The following is a 23,340-nucleotide window of genomic DNA, read 5'->3' as shown; positions in this document are numbered from 1 at the left end:
CAATTTTGCAATTAATTTTTTGAGTTTTTTTGAAATAAAAAAGCGAAATTTAAAAATCTCGCTTTTTTATTGTTATTCTACAGTAACGGACTTCGCTAAATTCCTAGGTTGATCAACATTACAATTTCGCATTACTGCTATATGATATGATAATAATTGTAATGGAATTGTTGTTAATAAAGGTGTTAGAGCTTCACTTGTATCTGGAATTTCAATAACATGATCTGCTAATTCCTTAACCTGTGTGTCTCCTTTTGTAACTACAGCGATTATTTTTCCACTTCTAGACTTAATTTCTTGAATATTACTAACTACTTTATCATAATGACCTTTGTTTGGTGCAATTACAACTACAGGCATTGATTCATCAATTAAAGCAATCGGTCCGTGTTTCATTTCCGCAGCAGGATATCCTTCTGCATGAATATAAGAAATTTCTTTAAGTTTTAAGGCTCCTTCTAAGGCAACTGGAAAATTATAGCCTCTTCCTAAGTATAAACAATTTGGAGCATCTTTATAGATAGCTGCAATTTGCTTTGCTACATCATTAGTATTTAATGCTTCTGTTACTTTTTCTGGAATTAATTCCAGTTCTAATAAATATCTTTGATAGTCAGAATTTGACATTTTTCCATTTGCTTTTGCTAAGCGCAAAGCTAACATGGTTAAAATTGTAATTTGTGTTGTAAAAGCTTTTGTTGACGCAACTCCAATTTCTGGACCAGCATGAGTATAAGCTCCTGCATGGGTTTCTCTTGAAATAGATGAACCAACAACATTACAAACACCAAAAACAAATGCTCCTTTTTCTTTTGCTAGTTTTATAGCCGCTAATGTATCTGCTGTTTCTCCTGATTGAGAAATTGCAATTACTACATCATTCTCATTTATAATAGGATTTCTATATCTAAATTCTGACGCATATTCAACCTCTACAGGGATTCTGGAAAATTCCTCAATAATATATTCAGCAACTAATCCAGCATGCCAAGAAGTACCACATGCAATTATTATAATTCGATCTGCATTAAGAAATTTTTCTATATTATCCTCAACACCTGACATTTGAATAATTCCTTTGTTTGCTAATAATCGACCTCTATATGTGTCTTTAATAACACTTGGCTGTTCGTAAATTTCTTTTAGCATAAAGTGTTCATATCCTCCTTTCTCAATTTGCTCCAAATTCATTTGAAGTTCTTGGACATAAGGCTCAACTAAAGAATCATCTTTAATTTTACGAACTTTCATTGGTTTATGCAAACGAACAATTGCCATTTCTTCATCTTCTAAATAAATAGCATTTGACGTGTATTCTATAAAAGGTGTAGCATCTGATGCAATAAAAAACTCATCTTCACCTATACCTATTGCTAATGGACTTCCAAGACGAGCAGCAATAATTTCATTTGGTTTCTCTTTATCAAAAACAGCTATTGCATAAGCTCCAACAACCTGATTTAAAGCAACTTGAACAGCTTTTCCTAGTCCTAATCCTTCTTTCTTCTTAACATCTTCAATTAAATTGACTAGAACTTCAGTGTCCGTGTCCGATTTAAAAGTATAACCTCTTTTGATTAATTCTTTTTTTATCGGTTCATAATTTTCAATAATACCATTATGAATAATAACAATGTTTCCAGAGTTTGAACAATGTGGGTGAGAATTTATATCATTTGGAACTCCATGAGTCGCCCAACGAGTATGTCCCATTCCTATATTTCCATGTAGTGTACCTTCCTTTTCGGCTTTCAATTCCAAGTCTGAAACCTTTCCTTTTGTTTTAGATAATTTTAAATCTTTTCCGTCAAACAAAACGATTCCGGCACTATCATAACCTCTGTATTCTAGTCTGTGTAATCCTTTAATTATTAAAGGATAAGCATCTCTATGACCAATATAACCTACGATACCACACATAAAAAATTAATTAGGTTTTGTGTAATAAATTTCAAATTTCATTTTCTTACTAGGATCAGTACTTGGGTGATTCCCGTATAAGATAGTTCCTAGTGGACTCATTATAGATCCTATTGGTAAATTAGTATTGCCAAATAGTGTAGGATCTTTAATGCCATATCTGTTTCCGTTATTAATATTTTGAGTAACAGATAATCCAAGCCTTACATTTTTATTTGTATCTGGATCTGTTCCTTTGATTAAATTGTTGATATGACTACTTAATCGAATCTTGTATTTTGTATCAACATTTTCAACAACTTCTAATATTCCTCCATATGAGAATTTGTTGTTAGCAGGATCTGTCGCTGTTGAGCTATCAAAAATATAATCTAAGATAGGTATATTGTTAGTTGCATCATATAGGAAAATCCTTGTTGAATTTTTTTGTTCTTCATTTTTCACATAAAAAGTTAAATAAGCATCGTTTATTAGGATGTTTTGAGATCTTAATTCTTCTAGTTCTTCAGGGATTAAATCATCATCTCCTGCGTCATCATCCCCGAATAAATCTATAAAAACAACAGAGCCATCACCTCCTTTTGGGTATAAGAACTCGTCTGTATTAGGAGCATTAGTATTCGTTAGTTCATCATTGTATTCCGATGAAAATGTGTTTTCAAAGAAATTAATTGTATTTCCTTTTAAATTTAATTTAAATGTTTTTTTCTTAAACTCATCTGTTGCTGCTTCCTTTGTGTGATATTGCATTGTAATATATGCTTTAGAAAAATCTAGTAATGCTAATGCATTAGAATTACCACTTGAATTTGCATCAACTTGAAAATACAATCCTTTAAAGTATTCTTTGAATAAGTTATTGTTAATCAGTTTGCTATCAGGAGCATTTAAAACTTTAGTCTCAAAGAAACTTTTATTTAGATTAATCCACATTCCTGGAGCTAACCTTTCTTTTACTACTCTTTTTGAATCATCAGTTGTCACAGCTCCATTAGAGTCTAAATAAGCTCCACTACCATTTGTTTTGTAGATAATTATTTCCTCTTTATTGAATTTAAACTGAGTGTTTTCTGAAAGGTTTGAGCCGTCATTAAGTTGTGCACTTGCTAAATTGTTTTCAATTAAAGATGTCTTTTCGTCTGAATAATATTTTTGTGAAACAGAAGGATCTACGGCATTATAATTTCTTAGAAAGTAACCATTTTCAAATATCTTTAAATCTAAGGTAGCGTTATCTGAATCTCCATAAACTGATTTTAATTCAAAAGTATTAGGTTCAATTCCAGAACCTGTTGCTGTTTGTTCGCTAAAATAAGGAACATATAAATAGATAGAATCTGTTGATTGTATTTCTCGTATATTCCCAAAATAAGGAGCAATACTGTTTAATTCTAATTGGCTTACAAATGTTGATTTCGTTGTTCCAAAATAACGGTCAACATATATGCCTAGAGAATTTATTGGTAAGTTGTTTGATTGAACAGCACCTGTTCTTTTAGTATAAGCTGACAATGTAACATCATCTTTTATTAAAAAATCAAAATGGTCATCTCCAATAACTTCGGAACCTATTGTGTTAAAATCTTTATCGCAAGAAACAATAGTGGCTATGCTCAACAATATAGCTATATTTGAAACAATTTTTTTCATGTAATTATACCGTAATTTATAAAATATGTTTTTTAATGAAACTAGTGTAAATTTCATTAAGCTTTTCTTTCGGTGTGAAAGGTAAAAAAGGTTTTTCGGAAGTTTCTATATATTTTGTTAAAGTTGGGCTTAGTCCTTCAGAACCAATAACAATACCGTCAGAATGATCAATTGTTAACTTCATTAAGTTCTCATAATTTGGCATTTTAACTGTTGAAATAACATCATCCGATATATTATCAAAACTCATTTTATTCATTAATTCTGAATTCAATTCTCCTTCAAATCCTAAATTATAAACTGAAGTAATAATTTTTGTATCAGTAAATATTCCTTCATTTTTATAATAATGTTTTAGATATACTGGTAATAATGATGCCATCCATCCTTGAACATGTATTACATCTGGAACCCAATTTAATTTTTTTACAGTTTCTACAACTCCTTTTGCAAAAAAGATAGCCCTTTCATCATTGTCTGGAAATAAATTCCCATCTTCATCAGTAAAAGTAGCTTTCCTTTTGAAATACTCATCATTGTCAATGAAATAAACTTGAATTCTTTCTTTAGGAATAGAAGCAACCTTAATAATTAGAGGCATATCCATATCATTAACTACTAAATTCATTCCCGATAAACGAATAACTTCATGTAGCTGATGTCTTCTTTCATTAATATTTCCATATCGAGGCATAAAAATTCTTATTTGACCTCCAATATCATTAATCATTTTTGGAAATTCATATGACTGTAGCGAGACTTCATTCTCTGCTAAATAAGGCACCACTTCAGATGATACGTACAATATCCTCTTTTCTTCCATAACTATTTTTGTTTAACAATTGTTTTTAAAAAACACGCAAAATTACAAAAATTTATGGATTTATCTAGTAAAATAGTAAGTTTGCACACTAATTAACATAAAACAAGATGCTCATTTTTACTGAAAACAAAGTTTTATCCTCTCATTTATTGCCTTTGATTAATCAAAATAAGACCATTGGGTTTATTCCTACTATGGGTGCTTTGCATAAAGGACATTTATCTTTAATAGAAAAATCTTTAATAGAAAATGATATTACAGTGATGAGTATTTTTGTAAACCCTACTCAGTTTAATAACAAAGAAGATTTAGAGAAGTATCCACGTACATTAGAGGCTGATGTCGCTAAAATAAAAAAAATTAGTTCTGAAGTAATTATCTACAATCCTACAGTTAAAGATATTTATGAAAACAATGTCGAGTCTCAGGATTTTAGCTATGATGGTCTTGAATTTCAAATGGAAGGAAAACATCGAGTAGGTCACTTTAATGGAGTAGGTACAATTGTAAAGCGACTTTTTGAAATTATAAAACCAACTAATGCTTATTTTGGAGAAAAAGATTTTCAACAATTACAAATAGTAAAGAAAATGGTTTCTAAACACAACTTACCTGTAACAATTATTGGTTGTCCAATTTACAGAGAGAAAAGTGGTTTAGCGATGAGTTCTCGAAATGAAAGACTGTCAGATGAATCGAGAGAAAAAGCCTCAATTATTTATGAAATATTAAAAGAAACGAAAAAATTGTTTCAAAAAAAATCAGCTAATGAAGTAGTTAAAATAGTTGAAGAAAAGTTTAAAAAAATGCCTGATTTTAAGCTAGAATATTTTGAAATTGCTGAAGAATCAACTCTTTTAACTTGTAAGAGGAAAAATAAAACTAAGAAATATCGTGGTTTTATAGCTGTTTTTATTGATAACATAAGACTTATTGATAATATTTCAATGTAACTCCTGCTTTATGATATAGAAATAGGAATTTCATATTTCCTTAAAAAAAAATATTTAATTTACACGAAATAATTAACTTTGCAGCATGCATATTCAAGTAGTAAAATCAAAAATTCATAGAGTAACCGTAACAGGTGCCGATTTGAATTATATAGGCAGCATAACCATTGACGAAGCGTTAATGGAAGCGTCAAACATTATTGAGGGTGAAAAAGTTCAAATTGTAAACATAAACAATGGTGAACGACTAGAAACTTACGCTATAAAAGGCCCTAGAAATACCGGAGAAATAACCTTAAATGGCCCGGCAGCAAGAAAGGTACATCGTGGAGATATTGTTATCATCATTTCTTATGCATCAATGGACTTTGAAGAAGCTAAAAATTTCAAGCCTTCGTTAGTGTTTCCTAATGAAAAAGATAATTCATTAACTTAATTTTGAGTTCTTCCCTAAAGAAAATTTTGCAAATATTTATTCCTCTATTAATAGGAATTGGATTAATATATTATCAATATTCTTCTTTTAGTGAAGAACAGATTAAAAGGATAAAAGTATACTTTAAAAGTGCCGATTATTTTTATGTGCTTTTATCAGTTATTATATCTTTATTTGGATATTGGTCAAGATCTTATAGATGGAAATATTCTTTGCAACATTTAGGATATGAACCAAAATTTCATAATTCTTTCTTTGCAGTTTCTATTTCATATTTGATGAATCTTACAATTCCTCGATCTGGAGAGGTAACAAGAGCTATTATTTTAAAAAAATATGAAGGTATCCCTTTTGATAAAGGATTTGGAACAATTGTAGCAGAAAGAGTTATTGATTTCTTGATTTTTTTATTATTTGTAATTACTGCATTTCTATTACAATTTGATAAAATTAATCACTTCATTTTTTCTAATATTTCACCTAATAGAATAATCTTTATTACAATAATAGGCTTTATTTCTTTTTTTGCGTTCTTACTTATTTGGAAATGGGCAAAATGGCCAATAATATTGAAAATAAAATCTAAATTCATTGGTCTTATTGAAGGAATGACTAGTGTCTTAAAAATGAAAAATAAATGGAAATACTTGTTCCACTCTTTTTTTATCTGGTTTTGCTATTTACTAATGTTTTACGTTTGTATATTTTCCATTCCAGAAACAGCTTCCATCTCATTTGATGTGGTGATAATGGGTTTTATTTTTGGAAGTTTAGCTGTTGGCTTTACTAATGGTGGTATTGGTGCTTTCCCTATTTCCATTGCCAAAGTATTACTATTATACGGAATTGCGGAAGATGCAGGAACAGCATTAGGATGGATTATTTGGACATCACAAACATTACTAACAATCATTTTAGGTTTATTTTCTTATTTGTTTTTGAATATTTTCAATAAAAATTAATTAGTATATTGCTATATCATTTAAACACTATAACATCATCATGAAAATTAAATTATTTTTACTATTTATTTTAATAACTTCATTTGCTTTTTCTCAAAAAACAGTTGAAACGATTCAATCAAAAAAGTTAGGAGAAGAAAGAAGTTTTACAGTTTCTCTTCCAGTTAATTATGAGTTTGATACGGATAAAAAATATCCGATTTTAGTTTTATTAGATGGAGAATATCTTCTATCTCCTTTTGAAGGAATAGTAAAATATGGAAATTATTGGGATGATTTACCTGAAATGATAATTGTAGCAGTAAATCAAAATTATGGAGAAACTCGTTTTAATGATAGTGAATTTGACAGTAATGGTTTACCTTCTGGAAAAGGAGCAAGTTTTTTTGAGTTTATCGGATTTGAATTATTACCTTATCTTGAAAGTAAATTTAGAACACAACCTTTTAGAATTATTGCAGGGCATGATACTACTGCTGGATTCTTAAATTTTTACCTATACAAAGACAATCCTATTTTTAATGGTTATATATCATTAGCACCTGAAATGGCACCTGAAATGGAAAAAAGAATTTCAGAAAGATTAGCAATTATAAAGAAACCTCTTTTTTATTATCAAGCTACAGGAGAAGGCGATATTAAAGAAATTAATGATGGAGCTAAAGCGTTAGATAATAATATTAATGCACTTCAAAATAAGACTTTCAAATACCGTTTTGATGAATTTAAAGGAGCATCTCACTATTCATTAGTTGCACAAGCTATTCCTCAGGCATTGTATTTTATTTTTGATGGTTATCAACCTATTTCAATGGTTGAATTTCAAGAAAAAATTGTAACATTAGATAAAGGATATACACAATACTTAATTGATAAATATACTAATTTAGAACAAAATCTTGGACTAAAAATTCAACCTCGTTTAACTGATTTTAAAGCAATTGAAGCTGCAATCTTAAAAAACAAAGCATATTTAGAATTACAAGATTTAGGAAAATATGCTGATAAACAATACCCAAAAACTACTTTAGGAACTTTTCATCAAGCATTATATTATGAAAAAGTTGGAGAATATAAAAAAGCTATAAAAGAATATAGAAAGGCATATACATTGACAGATATAAGAGAATTAACAAAATCGTATATGCTTGATAGAGCAGAAAGCTTAAAAGATAAAAAAGACGAATCTACAGTAGAAGAACTTGCTGAGCCAACTTCAGAAGAAGGGGAAAAGAAAGATGGAGAATAATTATGAGTAAAATTAAAACTTCCTTTTTTTGTCAAAATTGTGGCACTTCTTTTTCAAAATGGCAAGGACAGTGCCATGCTTGTAAAGAATGGAATACTATTGTAGAAGAAGTAATTCAAAAGGAAGAAAAAACAGCTTGGAAAACAACCTCTAACTCTGTTGTTAAAGCTGCTAAACCATTGCTTATAAAAGAAATTGATAGCTCCCAAGAAATTAGATTAAATACTACAGATAGTGAATTAAATCGTGTATTAGGAGGAGGCTTAGTTCCTGGATCATTAACTCTTTTAGGAGGTGAACCAGGAATAGGAAAAAGCACACTTTTACTTCAAATTTCTTTAAAATTACCTTACAAAACACTTTACGTTTCAGGTGAAGAAAGTCAGAAGCAAATTAAAATGCGCGCTGAACGAATAGTGCCAAATAGTGATAATTGCTATATCCTTACCGAAACCAAAACACAGAATATTTTTAAACAAATTCAGGAGATGCAACCTGAAATTGTTATTATAGATTCTATACAAACTTTGCATACAGATTATATTGAATCTTCAGCGGGTAGCATTTCTCAAATTAGAGAATGTACTACAGAGCTGATTAAATTTGCTAAAGAAACCAATGTTCCTGTTATTTTAATTGGACATATTACCAAAGACGGAACCATTGCAGGACCAAAAATTTTAGAGCATATGGTAGATACTGTACTACAATTTGAAGGCGATCGCAATCACGTATATCGAATTCTCCGTTCTTTAAAAAACAGATTCGGATCAACAGCAGAACTAGGGATTTATGAAATGTTAGGAAATGGATTAAGAGAAGTAGATAATCCATCTGAAATTTTGATTTCACATAAAGACGAAGAGCTTTCAGGAACAGCTATTGCTTGTACTCTTGAAGGCATGCGCCCTTTGATGATAGAGATTCAATCCCTTGTTAGTTCCGCAGTCTATGGAACACCGCAGCGAAGTACCACAGGGTATAATGCTAAAAGGCTTAATATGATTTTGGCTGTTCTGGAAAAAAGAGCAGGGTTTAGATTAGGAACAAAAGATGTTTTTCTAAATGTTACAGGTGGAATTTCTGTAGAAGATACGGCGATTGATTTAGCTGTTGTTGCTGCAATTCTGTCTTCTAATGAAGACATTCCTATTGCAGAAGGATTTTGCTTTGCTGGTGAAGTTGGACTTTCTGGAGAAATAAGACCAGTAAATCGTATTGACCAACGCATTCAAGAAGCAGAGAAACTAGGTTTCACAACTATCTTAGTTTCTAAACACAACAAAATATCTTTAAAAAACACAAAAATTAAGGTCGTTTTAGTTTCAAAAATTGAAGACGTAGTTAGTGAATTATTTGGATAAAAAGAATTAGAGTATACACTTTTTAAAAAATAGTTAACTTATATTAATTTAGATAAATGAGTCAAAACAATAATTTGAAGGTTTTGCTTTTATAGGAATAGAATATACTTCATTTAAAAGAACTCGTATTTCTTTTTCTTTTTCACAATATTTAAAATCATTTTTTTTCCAATCAAATTGCTCTGATAAAGGATTTTGTAATTTATAATAGCTCATGGCAAGAGCTAATAACTTTGTTCTGTTTTCAACAAGTTCTTTTGTATAGATATTTTCAACTTCTACTTGTTTAGCAGATAAAAATTCAAAATAAATCACCCTTCTTTTTTGGTTTTTCTGCAAAGGTTCCGAACTGTGTGCTAACATCATATCATGAATAAGGATATCACCAGGTTGCATAGGAACTTCAATAAAATCTTCTTTTGCTAAATCACATATGTTTTTATTACTTAAATGACTTTTAGGAATAACCCTTAAAGCACCATCGTTTAAATTAGCATTGTCAATATAAATGCCTACAGTAAAACAATTTCCAGTTCTTTTATGCATCATGTCTTGATGCCATAAAACAGGTAAATTATCTCCTAAATTCTTAAGTACAGCAAATTCCTGAATGGCAAAAAAATCATCACCACATATAGCTTGCGCAATTTCTAACAAAAAAGGATTTCCCAACAATTCTAAGCAAGCTAAATTGTTTTTATAACACAACAATTCAAGATTTGTAATGAATTTTTTATCATCAACTGTAATTGTTACCTTTTGATGATCATTTTCATCGGCAATAACTTCATCAAAAAAAAGATTTAGTTTATAGAGTAATTCTTGTGATAGACAATTAGTCAGTTTCACAAAACCTTCTGTGTAAAATTCATTTATTTGCTCTTTTGTGATGTATTTATTCATTTTAACTATAATTATTTAAACGTATTCAAAAACTCTTTTTTATACGTGTTTGAAACCTTAATTCCGTAGTATCTAATAATATTACAAAACTATAAAAATAAGGAAATTATCGCTTCAAAGTAAAATACCTTTCTACTGTTTTGCTGTTTTCCAAGGCTATAACATGGATTTGCAACAAAATGTCGGACAAATTTTCTTTTTCGCATATGGTTTTAGGATTACCGTCAATCATTAGTGATGATCGCCTTACTCTATATAAAATACAACAATTTTTCTCATTATCTGTAACTATACTATATAGTTTTTCTGAAAATTTTTATTATATTATTTAGTTCATCCATTTGTTTAGTTTTTTATATCGAATCACAATCCTCAGAATTATAATTATAAAGGTTGGAATTACTATAGTTAGTTTCTTGATAATCCTACCTTATTACTCTACCATTGGTGTCATAGTTGTAATTTAAGACATAGTTATAAGGTGTATTGTTATAATTTTTTTCAGTTGCATTTGATAATAAACCATCATCATTATAGGTATAGTCAATTTTTATTATTTCAGAAGCTTTCTTTGATTTTACCGCTTTATTTTTTCTTGCTTCTATGTTATCATTATCATCAGAAGAATAAGAGAAAAAGATAAAGCAGAGTAGTATTAAAGTTAAAATTGATTTGGGATTTTTCATTTTTTTTAATTTATTATTATGAATAGAAGCGAAAAGATAAGCTAGTTTCTTTGAAATTAACTAAAGTTTTTTGTTGATGTTGTTTGTGTAGCTTTAATGGTACAAATTACTTATTTACATAATCCAAAGTTTCATTCAGCCAATCATCAGAGATAAGTTCTACATCGGGAACTACACCTTTAGCTTCTATGGATTTGCCATCATAGGTTTTTATTTCACAAACAGGTACATACATAAAATACCCAGGCATTGTAACCATCGTTACCGGATTTCCAGCACCTGCCGTTGTTTTGCCAAGAATGGTGGCTCTTTGCATTTCTTGGGCGGTAAAGGCAAAATATTCTGAAGCTGAACCTGTGTTTTTAGAGGTAATAATGTAAAGTGGAATGTTAAAAAACTTAGGCGCATCGGAATAATTGTATGCCACCTCACTTTGGTACCAATTTTCCTCTCCAACACATTTTTTCATCAAAAGACTTTGGTAACTTGGGTCTTCATACAAATGTTGATTGATAAAACCACCACTTCGTCCGTCGCCACCAGGGTTTTCAGAAATGTCTATAATTAATTTGTCAACGCCTTCAAGGAAAACTAAAGCACTTTTTATTTTCTTAAAAGCATCGTCATCGGCAATGCATTTGTCCCATTTTATATAACCAATATTGTTTTCCAAAATCTTAACTTCGGTAAAACCACCATTAAAGTTTTGTTTTGGCAACTTTTTATTGGGATCTTGTTGAACTTCTGGTTTAATAAGTCTTCCTATATAAAAGTGAATATCGTTGGTTTGGTTGCGTAGGAGCAAGGTTAACTTTTTAGTTAATGAGTCTGCAGGAAGGTTATAGAACTCATCTTTCTTCAGTTTTTTCTTAAGAAAATTGTTTAATGCTTTGGCTTTTTTGGAATCAAAATAATTTTGCTCAAGATTTGTTGAGATTTGCGTTATAAGTTGATCTGTTTCTGCTTTGGTTAAACTATTCTTCTTTTGCGTAAATGCAATACTACAACTAAATAGTAAAATAATTAAAAAGTTCTTTTTCATAAATGTTGATTTATAATTGTTACTTTATTAAATTTTTATTTATTTTCATATTCGAGACAATCTATCCTGATTTCTTCATTCAATAGTTCTTTCTGTAATAAGTTGCAATAATGATTTTTTATAAAATCTGAATCCATAACAAGTTCTCTGTACACGGAGAATTTCACTTTGATTTAGTTTATAAATAAATTGACTCAAAGTCATAAATAAATATTGTAATTCAGATGGTAAAAAATCGTTTAATTGGTTTTTTAAAGAACAGGAGAAATTGTAAATTTTGAGATACTATTTTTTTCTGGGTCAGATAAAATCACAGTATAACTTCTCTACCGTCTAAAGTTAATTTTTTTTTCAGGATTAATCCTTTTTTTTCTAAAAACTTTAACAGCAAACCCCTTACAGTTGGTTTTAATACATTAAATTCTTTGGTAAGATGACTTATGTTACAGAGTTCTCTTTTATGAAAAGTTATAAAAATGAGTATCTGTATTTGAATGGTACTTAAATTGACCAATTTTGCTTTTTCCCCAAAGCATAACCTTAAAAATTTCTAAAATTCGCTCTAAACCTGTGACTATCTTACTCGAAATATCTTTTTGTTGGTATTTATATTAAATGTATTTTTATTTTATAAAGTCTTGTTGAACAATAGTTTAATAGGTGAATTTAGCAATCTTAATTAAATTAATTGCAATTTTCCATTTCATAGATATAATATCATTTTAATGCGATTTCGGCTTTCCAATCAGGCTTTCTAGCTTCTATGTAAAAAATCTACATTCTTCTGATGTTAAAGGTTGATCTTCTGAACCTTTTAATTTCAGATATTTTTTTCCATAATTATAGATTATTGCTCCATCTCTTATTTTTGATGGAGCAATAATATCGAAGTACATTATTGTGTCGTCTTTTTGTTACAAGTCCATAATGCCATCTTTCCTTATCGATTAAAAAATGTACCTTAAACTAGCTCCAGAATAGAAGTTTCTACCAGGAGCTGGGTCGTAATATGCCCCGAAAGACGAATTGTACTGATGAGTCGCACTATATGTATCGCCCAAGATATTATTGCCCCCTACAAATACATCAAAAAAGAAATCTTTTGTTAAGGTCTTTTTAAAACCAAGTTTAGCATCGAACAATCGGTAAGGATTGTCGGTTATCGTATTAGCATTGTTTAGATAAACTTTATCATAGTAGGAAAATGTACCGTTAAAATAAAGCCCTGGTTTGGTCACTATATCCGTTCCTACTACCAACGTATGTGGGTGAATCCCAGGAATGTTTTTTTTATCAAAGTTTATTTCATTAGTCTCTCCATTTTCATTGATCTCTACCGTATTATAGGTCTCAAACTTATGATCCATGTAAGTGTAACTACCAAATACACTGGCTCGCGATAAAAACTGTTGAGAATTTTTTACCAAGAAATATTCAGTTCTTAGTTCTATACCTTGTCGGTCTATAGCTCCAGCGTTTTCGTTCATAACAAGTTCAACACCCCCTATATTACTTGCAATGCGAGGAAGGATAACATCTTTTACGTCCAACCTATAAAATACTGCATCAAATGATAAACGGTTCTTGAAAGTTGTTCCCCTAATCCCTAACTCTTTGTTCCATCCTTTGGTCGATTCGAGGTCGAAGTTCAACTGGGTTCCATTGTTGTCGAAGGCACCCCTAGGTGGAGGACTAAATCCTTTACTAATGTTCGCATACACAAAAAACGCATCATTTATTTTTTTAGTTAAAGCTATTCGGGGAGAAAAATCGTTCACTTCCTTTGAGAAACGCGGATTGTCCAGTTCAACCAAACGCTCCTCAAAATCCAATTGGAAATTATTGTAGCTGGCTCCCAGTGTAAGGGTAAAGTCTTCAGGCAATTCCATCTCTAATTGGCTAAATCCCAAAAAAGAACGGTCTGTAGAAGTCCTTGCACTAATGATGGGACTTTGAAATCCGTTACTAAACTCATTGACATCATTGATTCCACGAGTGTATTCACCGCCAAAAACAAGACAGTTTTCCTTCCCAAAAAAACCATCAAAACGATACGTTGTAGCCGTTCTTGCAGAAAAAGCTGTGGTAATACTCCTGTCTGCTACCATAAAAAAGTCATTCCCTATCAAAAAGTCACCCTCATAGACCTGATAGCTGAAAGAAGTGCTGTTTTCCCAACGATTGTTAAAGCGATAGGTATGACCAGCACCCACCAATAGGCTTTTGCCTCTTAATCCATTATCCAATTCACGAGAAAAAGTGGATTGCCTAGGATTTTCGACTACTTGCTCAGCCGATAGATTTCCAGGAATACCATAGCTACGGTCTACGTATTGGGTAATCAAGGAAAGACTTTGCTTTTCACTAGGAAAAAAACGTGCATTTAAGTTGATGAATTCATTGTCCGAGGCCGCTTCATTACGATAACCATCAGTATGAAGTTTTGAATATTGCAAATGCAAATCGCTATTTTGCCCGCTCGTTGCAAAAGTTGCCCCATAACGATAAGTACCATAACTAGCTCCCAAGAAATCGGTTTGAAAACTTGTTTGCTTGTATAGGGGTTTTCTGTTTTCCAAAAGTGCTACACCGCTTAAACCGGCACCGTAGATACTACCCGATGGGCCACGAACAATGTTCATGCTTCCAATGCTCCCAAAATCCAATTGACCCAACGGAATATTTCCAGTTGCCAGACTGATGGGGATACCGTTCCAATAGGTTTTATAACCATCAGCATGTCCAATAGCCCCCAAGTTACCACCTCGTATTTTAAGTGAATAACGTCCTAAAGTGGTCGATTCTAACTTAATGCCCGGTAATGTATTGAGGGCTTGTTGCGGACTTGTTAAATTATAGCGGTTTATATCCCTCTGCCCAATACTGCTTATAGCGGCAGGCGTTTCCTTGAGTTTTTTACTCCCTTCAAAAGAAACCACTACAATTTCTTCCAGTTCGTGAGGCTGCTCAGTAAGCCTTACGACAAAATCCTTAGGAGCTTCTTTAAGAGAGAGGGTAATAGTTTCATACCCAACATGAGATATTTTTAAGTTTAAAGGAAAGCTAACATTGGGTATTTCAAAATTCCCTTGGGCATCGGTATTTGTTCCCAATATTGTATTTTCGACCATCACGGCAACTTCCTGTAAAGGGTATTTGCCATTAGCATCCATTACCTTTCCTTGTAGTTTGTGCTGTGCGTTTGTATTTTGGGTAAAAGCCATAAATAATAGACTGACCCATAGATATAATATTCTGTTCATTCGTATGATTAAAAAAAGTATTATTTATAATATGATTTCATTTCTGTTTTTGGACAGTTTATACTTAAAAAAGGTAAAACCTAAAACCAAAGTTATAAGTACCAATACACCCCATATTCTTGTGGAAATACCATCGTATTTGCGAACCTTATATTCGAACTCTGGCAACTGCTTAAAATGCGAAGCCGTAAAAGTTTGGTCACTGTACAGCAATGGCATAAAATAACTTTTCCACTCCTCGGAAAACTGTGTTGCCTGGCTCCAATAGTTTTCATAGTCGGTTTTCGAAGTACCGGCTCGGTCTATGAGCGTTTGTTGAACCAAAATAGCAGGAGAAAGCCATTGTAGGTTATCTACCCATTGGTGTCTTAGAGAAAGGTTTTTTTCATAGTTAGATAAAAGAGGCTGTAATTGCTCTTTTACCAAATCTTGGGAAGCCATATAATTATGCCAAAAGCTGTGCGATTGTTCACTGTTTTGTGAAGCATATTCCGGATGGTCACGAAGAAAATTATCCAATATCTCATCCTGTTTTTTGGTAGCTTCTGCCTTTAGCTCACGAACCTCATTAACAAGATAACTTCTGGGTGGAATAGGGTATAAGGTATGACTCAACTGATTGATGGCTGAAGGCACTAGCAAAACCAAGACAATCCAAAACCCGAGCAATGCAAATGCATTTTGTGCTGATTTACCAATGATGATATTTACCATAAATGCTAAGGAGAACCAAAAGAGCATGTATACACTACACGCCAAAACGAATAGTAGAAAGCCATTAAATGAACCTATTTGGTTGAGCAAGAAAACAACAACGGTAACCAGTATGATAATCAAAACCATCCATAATAGTCTTATTCCTAGTTTTTGAAGTACCCATTTATGAATGGAAATAGGTTGTGATGCCAATAGACGGAGCGAGCCCCGTTCTCGCTCTTCTGATAGGATATTGAAAGAAAATGCTATGATAATTAAGGGTAATAGGTAAATCACAACAAAGACGAGGTCAAAACTTCCAAATAATAATTGTATGGGGCTCGACATTTCTGAAACATTGAGAGCGTAATCATCGCCAAAAACCGTAGGCTTGATATAGTGGGTATAGATATCGCTCTGTCCAGTGGCCATAAAAGCCATGTCATTGGCAGGCATAGCCACAATCCTAGCGTTCATATTGCCAATGTTCATCGGATTTTGTGGGGTTATCCATGGGCTCAATCCAAGGTCTTCACCTTTTTCAAGCGCTTCAAGGGTAGCCAAGGTCTCGGTATCGGAGGTTTTAACCGTAGTTTGTGCAGCCTCTATATCCGACATTCTTTTATTGACACGCTGTTTACCGTTATAGCTGGCAAAAACGAACAAAAGCAGCAGGAGTATCGTAAGAAATTGTACCCAACGATTTCTAAAGAGCAGCTTTATCTCATATTTGAAATTATATGTGAACATGTTAAATTTTATTTTTGAAATTGAACAGTAAGAGAAAGGTTGCCAACAACCATCCGCCAAGTATGATTAGTGATGATTGTTGCTGTACCATTACGTTTTTAAGAGGTTGGTATTGGTATTCAAACTCCGGCAACTTTTCCCATAGTTGCGTATCGGCGAGAAATCCCCAATCACCATAGGTTGAGTTCTCGGCAAAGTATTCATTCAGAAAACGAACTTTGGTAAGTCGGTAATCCTCAACCTTATCCTCAAAATCCCAGTGAGAATAATAATCAGTACGAGCAACGCCCATAGAAAGAAACCTAGTAGGCAAAAACGGTGACAAAACAGATAACGATCTATAGGTTGCGGTTTGATGAGCAAACTGTTGTCTCAATTTTTGATAATGTTTCCTATAAACCTTCGACTCGTGTTCTTCACCTTTTTGCATTCGATACCCATCATAATTAAAAGGTAATTGATGCAGGCTGTCCACATTATATTTGGCAAGGGTTTCTTTCTCAAGTTGTTTGGCGGCTTCGCTCCAAGGGTTGTGACCGTCAAGACCTTCTTCCTTATCCTTTTGTATAGCGGTAGCAAATTGTTGTCGGGTTGGATACGGATATTGGGCATCGGAAATGTTACTTGCCAGTTTCGGTATCAATAAACACGACACGATCCACACACCTAACATGCTTACTAATGAAATAGCGGACTTTTGGGATATTCTGGAAACAAACAGCGTAAGGTTGATAAAAACAATATAATACCCCCAATACACCAGTAAAAGGATTCCTAAGGAAGTCCAACTAAAATTTTCCAGTTCTTTGGTGTTAGAAAGAAAAATACCTGCTATTAGAAAAAGCAGTAGGGAAATAGCTGCAATGGGCAAAAAGAGTGATAACCATTTTCCCAAAAGTAATTTATGTTTTTTTACCCCTTGACTTTTTAACAATAAAATTGTTCCTTGTTCCTTCTCTTTGGTGTAGCTGTTGTACCCCATAAGAATGATGAGTAAGGGAATTATAAACAGCAGTATAAAATCGGGGGTCAGTTCTCCAAAGCGCGCCAACCCAGTTTGGTCTGCAATAGGGCTGTATTGAGCTTCGTTGCGTTTATGTGCTTCAATGAAGATAGAAGTTCCGGCATATTTATCAATGCCTTTATCCAGAAGTCCCAATGGATATTCTGGTTTAAAGGCATAAGTACCATAGTGTGCCGCAGAATGCGGATTTTTTTCTCCCTGGTTTTTCCAGATACCCCGTTCGGAGGTTGTAAATATCTCGAAGTTTTCTTTGGCTTGTTGATACTGACTACTGCTTATCCAGACAGCCGTTCCCAATAGTATAAGAACAATAATACCTGTGATACGGATACGTCCGTCACGAAATAATTCTTTGAGTTCTTTTTGTAGTGTCTTTCTAATCATGTAGCAATTCTTTATAATTCATGGTTTGCAAATACACTTCTTCCAATTTCTGTAGGGAAATTTCTTCGGCTTTGAATTCGTGTTCCAGTATTCCCGCTTTCATAATACCTATATGGGTAGCAATTTCTTTTGCCCGAAACAAGTCGTGCGTGGCCATTAAAATGGCAACACCTTCTTTTTGAAGCTGTAAAAGCAATTGCCCGAATTCATTACTCGCTTGTGGGTCCAATCCAGAGGTAGGCTCGTCTAACAACAACGCTTTGGCTTGTTTGGCCAATGCAATGGCTATTCCTACTTTCTGTCGCATTCCTTTAGAAAAGGCAGTTGTAGGCTTGTTATGAGCATCTGCCTGAAGACCAGCCTTGGTAAGCAGTTCGCTAAGTGTATTGTTGTGAAGTGTTATGCCCGCTATTCCCGAGAAGTAATCCAGATTCTCCATAGCCGTAAGATTCGGGTAGAGCATGAGGTTCTCTGGAATGTAGGCTATGTATTTTTTGGTTTCAAGACTGTGCTTCTGCACATCCTTACCATTTATAGAAGCTTCACCAGAGGATGGATTGATATAATTCAACAATAGGTTTATGGTAGTTGATTTTCCAGCTCCATTGGCACCCAACAAACAATAAATCTCACCTGAGTTTATGTGGAGGTTTAAGTTATTCAATGCAGTAAAATCACCGTATTTTTTGGAGAGGTTTTTTGTTGTAATCATATTTTATGAGGTATTACAGTTATTTTTATTAAATTTGCTAATGCAATAATGTTGCAAATATAAAGCAATTTATTATAATGCAACATAGTTGCGTTATATGAAATAAATAAATATGGCAAAACCGAGAAATACGATAGCAAAAACCGAGATTTTAAATTTAATAGAACAGTCAGATAAGGCACTTTCACATTCAGAGATACAACAGCATTTAAGTGGCTTATGTGACAGAGTAACTATTTATAGGGTTTTGGACAGGTTGTACGAAGAAGGGCTTATACATAAAACTTCAACCATAGAGGGTGTAGTGAAGTATGCTGCTTGTATAAAATGCACTCCTGAAAAACACTATCATAGTCATTTGCATTTTAATTGTGAATCCTGTCACAAGGTAATTTGTTTAGTAGATGTAAAACCAATATTCAAACTATCAGAAGATTATATAGTAAGAGAAATGAATTTTATGTTGTCCGGAATTTGTCCGGAATGTGCATAGGAATAGTTTGTGTAAGCCTTCCTGTTTTTAGGGAAGCTTGCACAATGTATTTAAATAGTATACAATTAGAAAATAATCGTAATTTGTTCAGAATAAAATAAACGGATTATCTAAAATTATTCAAAAACTCTTCTTTATACGTGTTTGAAACCTCAATCCCGTAGTGTCTGATAATATTTCAAAACTATAAAAATAAGTAAATTATCGTTTTAAAGTAAAATGCCCTTTTACTGTTTTGCCACTTTCTAAATGTATGGCATACCAATAATCAGAAGAAGGTAGTGGTTTTCCATTAAATAATCCATCCCAGCCAGTGCTTAAAGGACTTATTTGTTTTATTAATGTTCCATAACGATCAAAAATATAAATAATCGTATTGGCATTTAAGTGTTCATTTACCCCTTGAATATTCCAAGTGTCGTTAAAACCATCATCATTAGGAGTGAAGAATTTTGGAATACCCAAAACACTAATTTCTTTTGTTGCAATCCCACAACCATAAATATCATTCACATAAACGGTATAAATACCTGCTTCTAAATTACTGAATAAATTAGAGGATTGATATGTGTTGTTGTCTAAACTATACTCATAATTACCTTCTCCAGATACTAAAATAAGAATAGAATTACTATCTGATAAATCAGTAATTTGAATGTTATCTATAGTTGCAATATCGGAAGCGGTAACAATAATAGTTCTGGTTATAGAACAGTTAGTCATATTAGTTACTGTTACCGTATAATTACCTTCTGCATTTACTGTTAAATTATAATTCGTTTCATTTAGAAGTATAGCTCCATTAAAATACCATTGGTAAGTGTAATTATTCTGAGTATTTGGGGACAATAACCCAGCATCAATATCAAGTGTAAAAGTAGTATTGTCATTACATACTAACCCATCACCTTGCAAATTTATTTCCGGAACTTGATTAACAATAAAAGGAATCGTCATTGTAGCAGTACAAGTAGAATTATGAGGATTAAAGACTTCTGCTACTATATTTTGATTACTCGTTATAAAAGGATTAGGTAATGGACTCGATAATAAGGTTCCATTTTCACTATAATAATTGACTTCCATTCCGGTTTGTGTACCTAAAATAATACTTTGAAAACTACCAGTATCAAAAGCATATAAACCGTTTTGTAAACTAGGATTCACTTCATCATCACAAACAGTTGTTAGAGTTGTTGGTACAGCAAAAGCTTCAGGTAAATCGTCAACAGTAAAAGTAATAGTAGTTTCATAAAAACAAGCTGTTGAAGTAGTATTAGTTACTCTTGCTGTCAACACCTGTGAAGAAGAAACAAAAGGATTGGTCATGGTTACGGGATTGCCCAAAGCATCAAAATAAGCAACAGTAACATTAGTTAATCCATTCAACAAATCACGTTGTAAATTGGTAGTATCAAAACTATAAAGTCCATCATGGTCATCATCACAATGCGTATAACTTTGTGATTGCACAATTGGAATAGGTTCTACAATCAAAGTAATATGATGGCCTAACCCCAAACAATCATTGTTTACTTGACTATCCACTCTTACATAAATGTCTTGCGAATTTGGGTAGCCAATATTCGTATAATTTGAAATGTCACCAATAGCATTTTGTTCAGCTAAAGCATCTGTTATATTACGATAATAGGTAATATCTAATAATTGACCACTCGGATATTGTCCTATAATTTGTGCATTGACACTACTAAAATTAAAAGTAGCAATACCATCTGTATCAGAACCCGAAGTCATATCATCACAAATCGTAAACGTTTCTTGAATACTGTTTGAAATTTGTGTTGTAGAAACTACTAAATTTAATTCGGAAATACTATAGCAAGTAGTAGCATTTGTTAGTCTTACGTAAACAATTGCTGTACTTACCGTTTGATTCGTATAGGCTGTTGCATTAGCAATAGGATTGTTATTGTTTTGTGCATCAACAAAAGATTCAAAATAAGCAATGGTTAATCCTGTTGTATTCCCAATAATTAAGTTTTCAGCTTCCGTTAAATTAAAAGCACTAAAACCATCATTGTCATCATCACATTGTTTTAAAGTAACTGGCGAATTAATTACAGGATTAGCATACACTTCAATTTCAAAAGAAGTGGTACCAATACAATTGGTATTTAAATTATTTGTGACTTGCACATAAATTGTTTCTGTAGAATCAGTATTTACATAGTTATTTGGATTTACAATTAAGTTGGTATAAGTCGCATCCATATAATAATTTACTGTAAAAGCAGTAGCCGATTGCCCATTTAAAATAGCACTTTCATTTTGGGTTAAATCAAACACAATACGATTATCATGGATTGTGCCAAAACTAGTATTATCACAATCCCTAATAGCAGGAACAATAGTTAATGGAGTAGGAGTTTCAAAAACTTGAATGTCAAAAGTAGTGCTGGCATTACAATTACCATTGGCTAAATTATACACTTCTGCTACTATGGTCTGACTTTGGTATCCTACTAAATTTTGATAATTAGCAGGATTATTTATCACAATTTTATTCGCATAGTCCGTTGCATGGGCATAATAACGAACTGCAAATTCAGTCGGCGATTGCCCGTTTAAGATAGCTGTTGTGTTTTGTGTTAAATCGAAAGCATAAAAACCATCGTTGTTAGTATCGCAAGATAAAACAGCATTGGGTTGTGTTGCAGTTGGAACTGCTGAAATGGTAATATCTCGTGTAGTAATTCCTGTCCCATAACTACTCGCTGCTGTAACACCTACAGTATAGGTACCTATAGAAGCATAAGTGTGATTTGGTGCTAATTCATTAGAAGTAGCGCCATCTCCAAAATCCCATATAGCACTGGTAACAGAAGTATTTCCTAATTGAAACTGTGTTGCCTCTCCTAAACAGGTATTTTCTACTTGTATGGCTGGTGCAAAATAAGACTGATTAAATACGGGCAATCCTAAAGCGGGTAATCTTCCTAATAAATCCACTTGAAAAGGAACAAAATTACAGCCTAAACCCAAAGTATTAGGGTTGTTTATTGTGCCTAAATAAGGATCACTTCCCATAGCAATATAGATTTTACCATCTGGACCCAATTGTAATGCTCGTGGATAATATTTATAGCCTATTCCATCATCTTCATAAATTGAAACGATAGAATTTGGAATATTGCTCGCTGTTAAATCAAATTGAAATAGTTTCTCAGGATTATTTGTAGACACATATAGAACTTCTCCACTTGGAGAAAATTCAACACCATAAATCCATCCCGAGCTATAACTCATTAAGTCTTGAGCATTACTTACAACTCCAGTTGCAGGATTAAAATCATAAATTTGTAATTTATTATCAACAGAAGAACTCTTAGCATAACAAACTGCTATTTTTTCTCCATTAGGAGAAATCTTCATGGCTCCAGCTGCTCCCGAATAAGATGTTCCACTAGAAGTTACAAATCCAACATTACTAGTCACAGCGGCATTTAAACCCGAGCTTGTTAATAAATGACTATAAAAAGTATTATTTGCTATACCATGCGTTATAATCCAATAATCCTGATCATTAGTATGCTTAACAGCGGTTAATTTTTCACAAGATGGAGCATAAATTAAAACATTCTTATTGGTCACAGCTCCTAATCCTCCATTTAAACTAAGATCTATAATAGAATAACGATACCCATTAGCTTGTGCTTGTCGGTCCAAAGTAAAAACATAATACAAAGTAGTAGAACTAGGTAAAGGTACAATCGTAGCTGACTGTGTAGAATCTAAATGTCCTAGTAAACCAGAACCGTTGGGCATAATGGTATGAGTTCTATCGAATACTTTTGTACCATCAGTATAAAACAATAATTGCCCATTAGTATCAGATAAGGTAGCACAACCTTCATAAGCTTGCATCGCACTATCTAATAAAGCTACTGGAGTACCACTATTAAATGTAATAGCTGCATTATAACCAAAATACCAATTATTGGCTTCTCCTTGTGCTTGAGAAGCTACTAATGATAAAAGAAACAGTATGGATAAATATTTTTTCAAA

The 23,340-nt window shown here is 32.5% G+C and carries 18 protein-coding genes; 6 read left to right on the top strand and 12 right to left on the bottom strand.

The genetic code is table 11. The annotated features are described in order from the left end of the window. Window positions 1–72 precede the first annotated feature (72 nt). The 3 genes from glmS to SY27_RS10360 are packed head-to-tail and all read right to left on the bottom strand — an operon-like array spanning window position 73 to window position 4,393. The gene (gene glmS, locus SY27_RS10370; RefSeq protein ID WP_045969920.1) at window positions 73–1,920 is read right to left on the bottom strand and encodes a glutamine--fructose-6-phosphate transaminase (isomerizing); all 1,848 of its coding nucleotides are present in this window, start codon (window positions 1,918–1,920) and stop codon (window positions 73–75) included. Between the two features lie 6 nt (window positions 1,921–1,926). Beyond that, on the bottom strand, window positions 1,927–3,570 hold the full coding sequence (locus SY27_RS10365; protein ID WP_161794148.1) for a DUF4270 domain-containing protein: 1,644 nt from the start codon (window positions 3,568–3,570) through the stop codon (window positions 1,927–1,929). A 16-nt stretch (window positions 3,571–3,586) separates the two neighbouring features. Beyond that, window positions 3,587–4,393, bottom strand: a complete 807-nt coding sequence (locus SY27_RS10360) for a glycogen/starch synthase (RefSeq protein ID WP_045969916.1) — start codon at window positions 4,391–4,393, stop codon at window positions 3,587–3,589. A gap of 107 nt (window positions 4,394–4,500) precedes the next feature. On the opposite strand from SY27_RS10360, the gene panC reads away from it, so the two are divergent. The 5 genes from panC to radA all read left to right on the top strand — a co-directional run bounded on the left by panC (window position 4,501) and on the right by radA (window position 9,357). Continuing rightward, window positions 4,501–5,346 carry a pantoate--beta-alanine ligase gene (gene panC, locus SY27_RS10355; protein ID WP_045969914.1) on the top strand — a complete coding sequence of 282 codons (846 nt, stop codon included), beginning with the start codon at window positions 4,501–4,503 and terminating at the stop codon, window positions 5,344–5,346. Between the two features lie 85 nt (window positions 5,347–5,431). Next, window positions 5,432–5,782, top strand: coding sequence for an aspartate 1-decarboxylase (gene panD / locus SY27_RS10350; RefSeq protein ID WP_045969912.1), 351 nt, complete (start codon window positions 5,432–5,434; stop codon window positions 5,780–5,782). Window positions 5,783–5,808: 26 nt separating this feature from the next. Then, the gene (locus SY27_RS10345) at window positions 5,809–6,744 is read left to right on the top strand and encodes a lysylphosphatidylglycerol synthase transmembrane domain-containing protein (RefSeq protein WP_235270956.1); all 936 of its coding nucleotides are present in this window, start codon (window positions 5,809–5,811) and stop codon (window positions 6,742–6,744) included. Window positions 6,745–6,784: 40 nt separating this feature from the next. Next, the gene (locus tag SY27_RS10340) at window positions 6,785–7,993 is read left to right on the top strand and encodes an alpha/beta hydrolase (RefSeq protein ID WP_045969908.1); all 1,209 of its coding nucleotides are present in this window, start codon (window positions 6,785–6,787) and stop codon (window positions 7,991–7,993) included. Window positions 7,994–7,995: 2 nt separating this feature from the next. Further along, window positions 7,996–9,357 carry a DNA repair protein RadA gene (gene radA / locus SY27_RS10335; RefSeq protein ID WP_045969906.1) on the top strand — a complete coding sequence of 454 codons (1,362 nt, stop codon included), beginning with the start codon at window positions 7,996–7,998 and terminating at the stop codon, window positions 9,355–9,357. A 48-nt stretch (window positions 9,358–9,405) separates the two neighbouring features. On the opposite strand, the gene SY27_RS10330 is transcribed toward radA, so the two are convergent. From SY27_RS10330 to SY27_RS10290, 8 genes are all read right to left on the bottom strand, one after another. Further along, window positions 9,406–10,260 carry a phytanoyl-CoA dioxygenase family protein gene (locus tag SY27_RS10330; protein ID WP_045969904.1) on the bottom strand — a complete coding sequence of 285 codons (855 nt, stop codon included), beginning with the start codon at window positions 10,258–10,260 and terminating at the stop codon, window positions 9,406–9,408. A 425-nt stretch (window positions 10,261–10,685) separates the two neighbouring features. Continuing rightward, complete coding sequence (locus SY27_RS10325) at window positions 10,686–10,946, bottom strand: hypothetical protein (protein WP_045969902.1); 261 nt, start codon at window positions 10,944–10,946, stop codon at window positions 10,686–10,688. A 106-nt stretch (window positions 10,947–11,052) separates the two neighbouring features. Next, window positions 11,053–11,988, bottom strand: coding sequence for a S41 family peptidase (locus tag SY27_RS10320; protein ID WP_045969900.1), 936 nt, complete (start codon window positions 11,986–11,988; stop codon window positions 11,053–11,055). Between the two features lie 761 nt (window positions 11,989–12,749). After that, complete coding sequence (locus SY27_RS19085; RefSeq protein WP_369793059.1) at window positions 12,750–12,887, bottom strand: DUF2024 family protein; 138 nt, start codon at window positions 12,885–12,887, stop codon at window positions 12,750–12,752. A 48-nt stretch (window positions 12,888–12,935) separates the two neighbouring features. Next, window positions 12,936–15,251: a TonB-dependent receptor gene (locus SY27_RS10305; protein WP_045969898.1), complete on the bottom strand. Its 2,316-nt coding sequence runs from the start codon at window positions 15,249–15,251 to the stop codon at window positions 12,936–12,938. 24 nt (window positions 15,252–15,275) lie between these two features. Then, the gene (locus tag SY27_RS10300) at window positions 15,276–16,697 is read right to left on the bottom strand and encodes a DUF3526 domain-containing protein (protein WP_045969895.1); all 1,422 of its coding nucleotides are present in this window, start codon (window positions 16,695–16,697) and stop codon (window positions 15,276–15,278) included. Between the two features lies 1 nt (window position 16,698). After that, the gene (locus SY27_RS10295) at window positions 16,699–18,105 is read right to left on the bottom strand and encodes a DUF3526 domain-containing protein (protein ID WP_045969893.1); all 1,407 of its coding nucleotides are present in this window, start codon (window positions 18,103–18,105) and stop codon (window positions 16,699–16,701) included. Next, window positions 18,098–18,817: an ABC transporter ATP-binding protein gene (locus SY27_RS10290; RefSeq protein ID WP_045969891.1), complete on the bottom strand. Its 720-nt coding sequence runs from the start codon at window positions 18,815–18,817 to the stop codon at window positions 18,098–18,100. Before SY27_RS10290 ends, SY27_RS10295 begins: the two co-directional genes overlap by 8 nt. Window positions 18,818–18,929: 112 nt before the next feature. Here SY27_RS10290 and SY27_RS10285 point away from each other — a divergent pair, with 112 nt between their 5' ends. Beyond that, window positions 18,930–19,310 carry a Fur family transcriptional regulator gene (locus SY27_RS10285; protein WP_045969889.1) on the top strand — a complete coding sequence of 127 codons (381 nt, stop codon included), beginning with the start codon at window positions 18,930–18,932 and terminating at the stop codon, window positions 19,308–19,310. Between the two features lie 201 nt (window positions 19,311–19,511). On the opposite strand, the gene SY27_RS10280 is transcribed toward SY27_RS10285, so the two are convergent. Beyond that, window positions 19,512–23,339, bottom strand: a complete 3,828-nt coding sequence (locus tag SY27_RS10280; protein ID WP_045969887.1) for a T9SS type B sorting domain-containing protein — start codon at window positions 23,337–23,339, stop codon at window positions 19,512–19,514. Between the last annotated feature and the right edge of the window lies 1 nt (window position 23,340).

It is taken from the genome of Flavobacterium sp. 316 (assembly GCF_000967805.1).
Classification (GTDB): domain Bacteria; phylum Bacteroidota; class Bacteroidia; order Flavobacteriales; family Flavobacteriaceae; genus Flavobacterium; species Flavobacterium sediminilitoris.
This window is presented reverse-complemented; position numbering and strand designations above follow the sequence as displayed.

What these genes read in the sequence shown, in the direction of transcription:
- glmS (WP_045969920.1), bottom strand. Translation starts at nt 1,920, where the DNA reads ATGTGTGGTATCGTAGGTTATATTGGTCATAGAGATGCTTATCCTTTA.
- SY27_RS10330 (WP_045969904.1), bottom strand. Translation starts at nt 10,260, where the DNA reads ATGAATAAATACATCACAAAAGAGCAAATAAATGAATTTTACACAGAA.
- SY27_RS10290 (WP_045969891.1), bottom strand. Translation starts at nt 18,817, where the DNA reads ATGATTACAACAAAAAACCTCTCCAAAAAATACGGTGATTTTACTGCA.
- SY27_RS10325 (WP_045969902.1), bottom strand. Translation starts at nt 10,946, where the DNA reads ATGAAAAATCCCAAATCAATTTTAACTTTAATACTACTCTGCTTTATC.
- SY27_RS10285 (WP_045969889.1), top strand. Translation starts at nt 18,930, where the DNA reads ATGGCAAAACCGAGAAATACGATAGCAAAAACCGAGATTTTAAATTTA.
- radA (WP_045969906.1), top strand. Translation starts at nt 7,996, where the DNA reads ATGAGTAAAATTAAAACTTCCTTTTTTTGTCAAAATTGTGGCACTTCT.
- SY27_RS10295 (WP_045969893.1), bottom strand. Translation starts at nt 18,105, where the DNA reads ATGATTAGAAAGACACTACAAAAAGAACTCAAAGAATTATTTCGTGAC.
- panD (WP_045969912.1), top strand. Translation starts at nt 5,432, where the DNA reads ATGCATATTCAAGTAGTAAAATCAAAAATTCATAGAGTAACCGTAACA.
- panC (WP_045969914.1), top strand. Translation starts at nt 4,501, where the DNA reads ATGCTCATTTTTACTGAAAACAAAGTTTTATCCTCTCATTTATTGCCT.
- SY27_RS10320 (WP_045969900.1), bottom strand. Translation starts at nt 11,988, where the DNA reads ATGAAAAAGAACTTTTTAATTATTTTACTATTTAGTTGTAGTATTGCA.
- SY27_RS10360 (WP_045969916.1), bottom strand. Translation starts at nt 4,393, where the DNA reads ATGGAAGAAAAGAGGATATTGTACGTATCATCTGAAGTGGTGCCTTAT.
- SY27_RS10300 (WP_045969895.1), bottom strand. Translation starts at nt 16,697, where the DNA reads ATGTTCACATATAATTTCAAATATGAGATAAAGCTGCTCTTTAGAAAT.
- SY27_RS10340 (WP_045969908.1), top strand. Translation starts at nt 6,785, where the DNA reads ATGAAAATTAAATTATTTTTACTATTTATTTTAATAACTTCATTTGCT.
- SY27_RS10305 (WP_045969898.1), bottom strand. Translation starts at nt 15,251, where the DNA reads ATGAACAGAATATTATATCTATGGGTCAGTCTATTATTTATGGCTTTT.
- SY27_RS10365 (WP_161794148.1), bottom strand. Translation starts at nt 3,570, where the DNA reads ATGAAAAAAATTGTTTCAAATATAGCTATATTGTTGAGCATAGCCACT.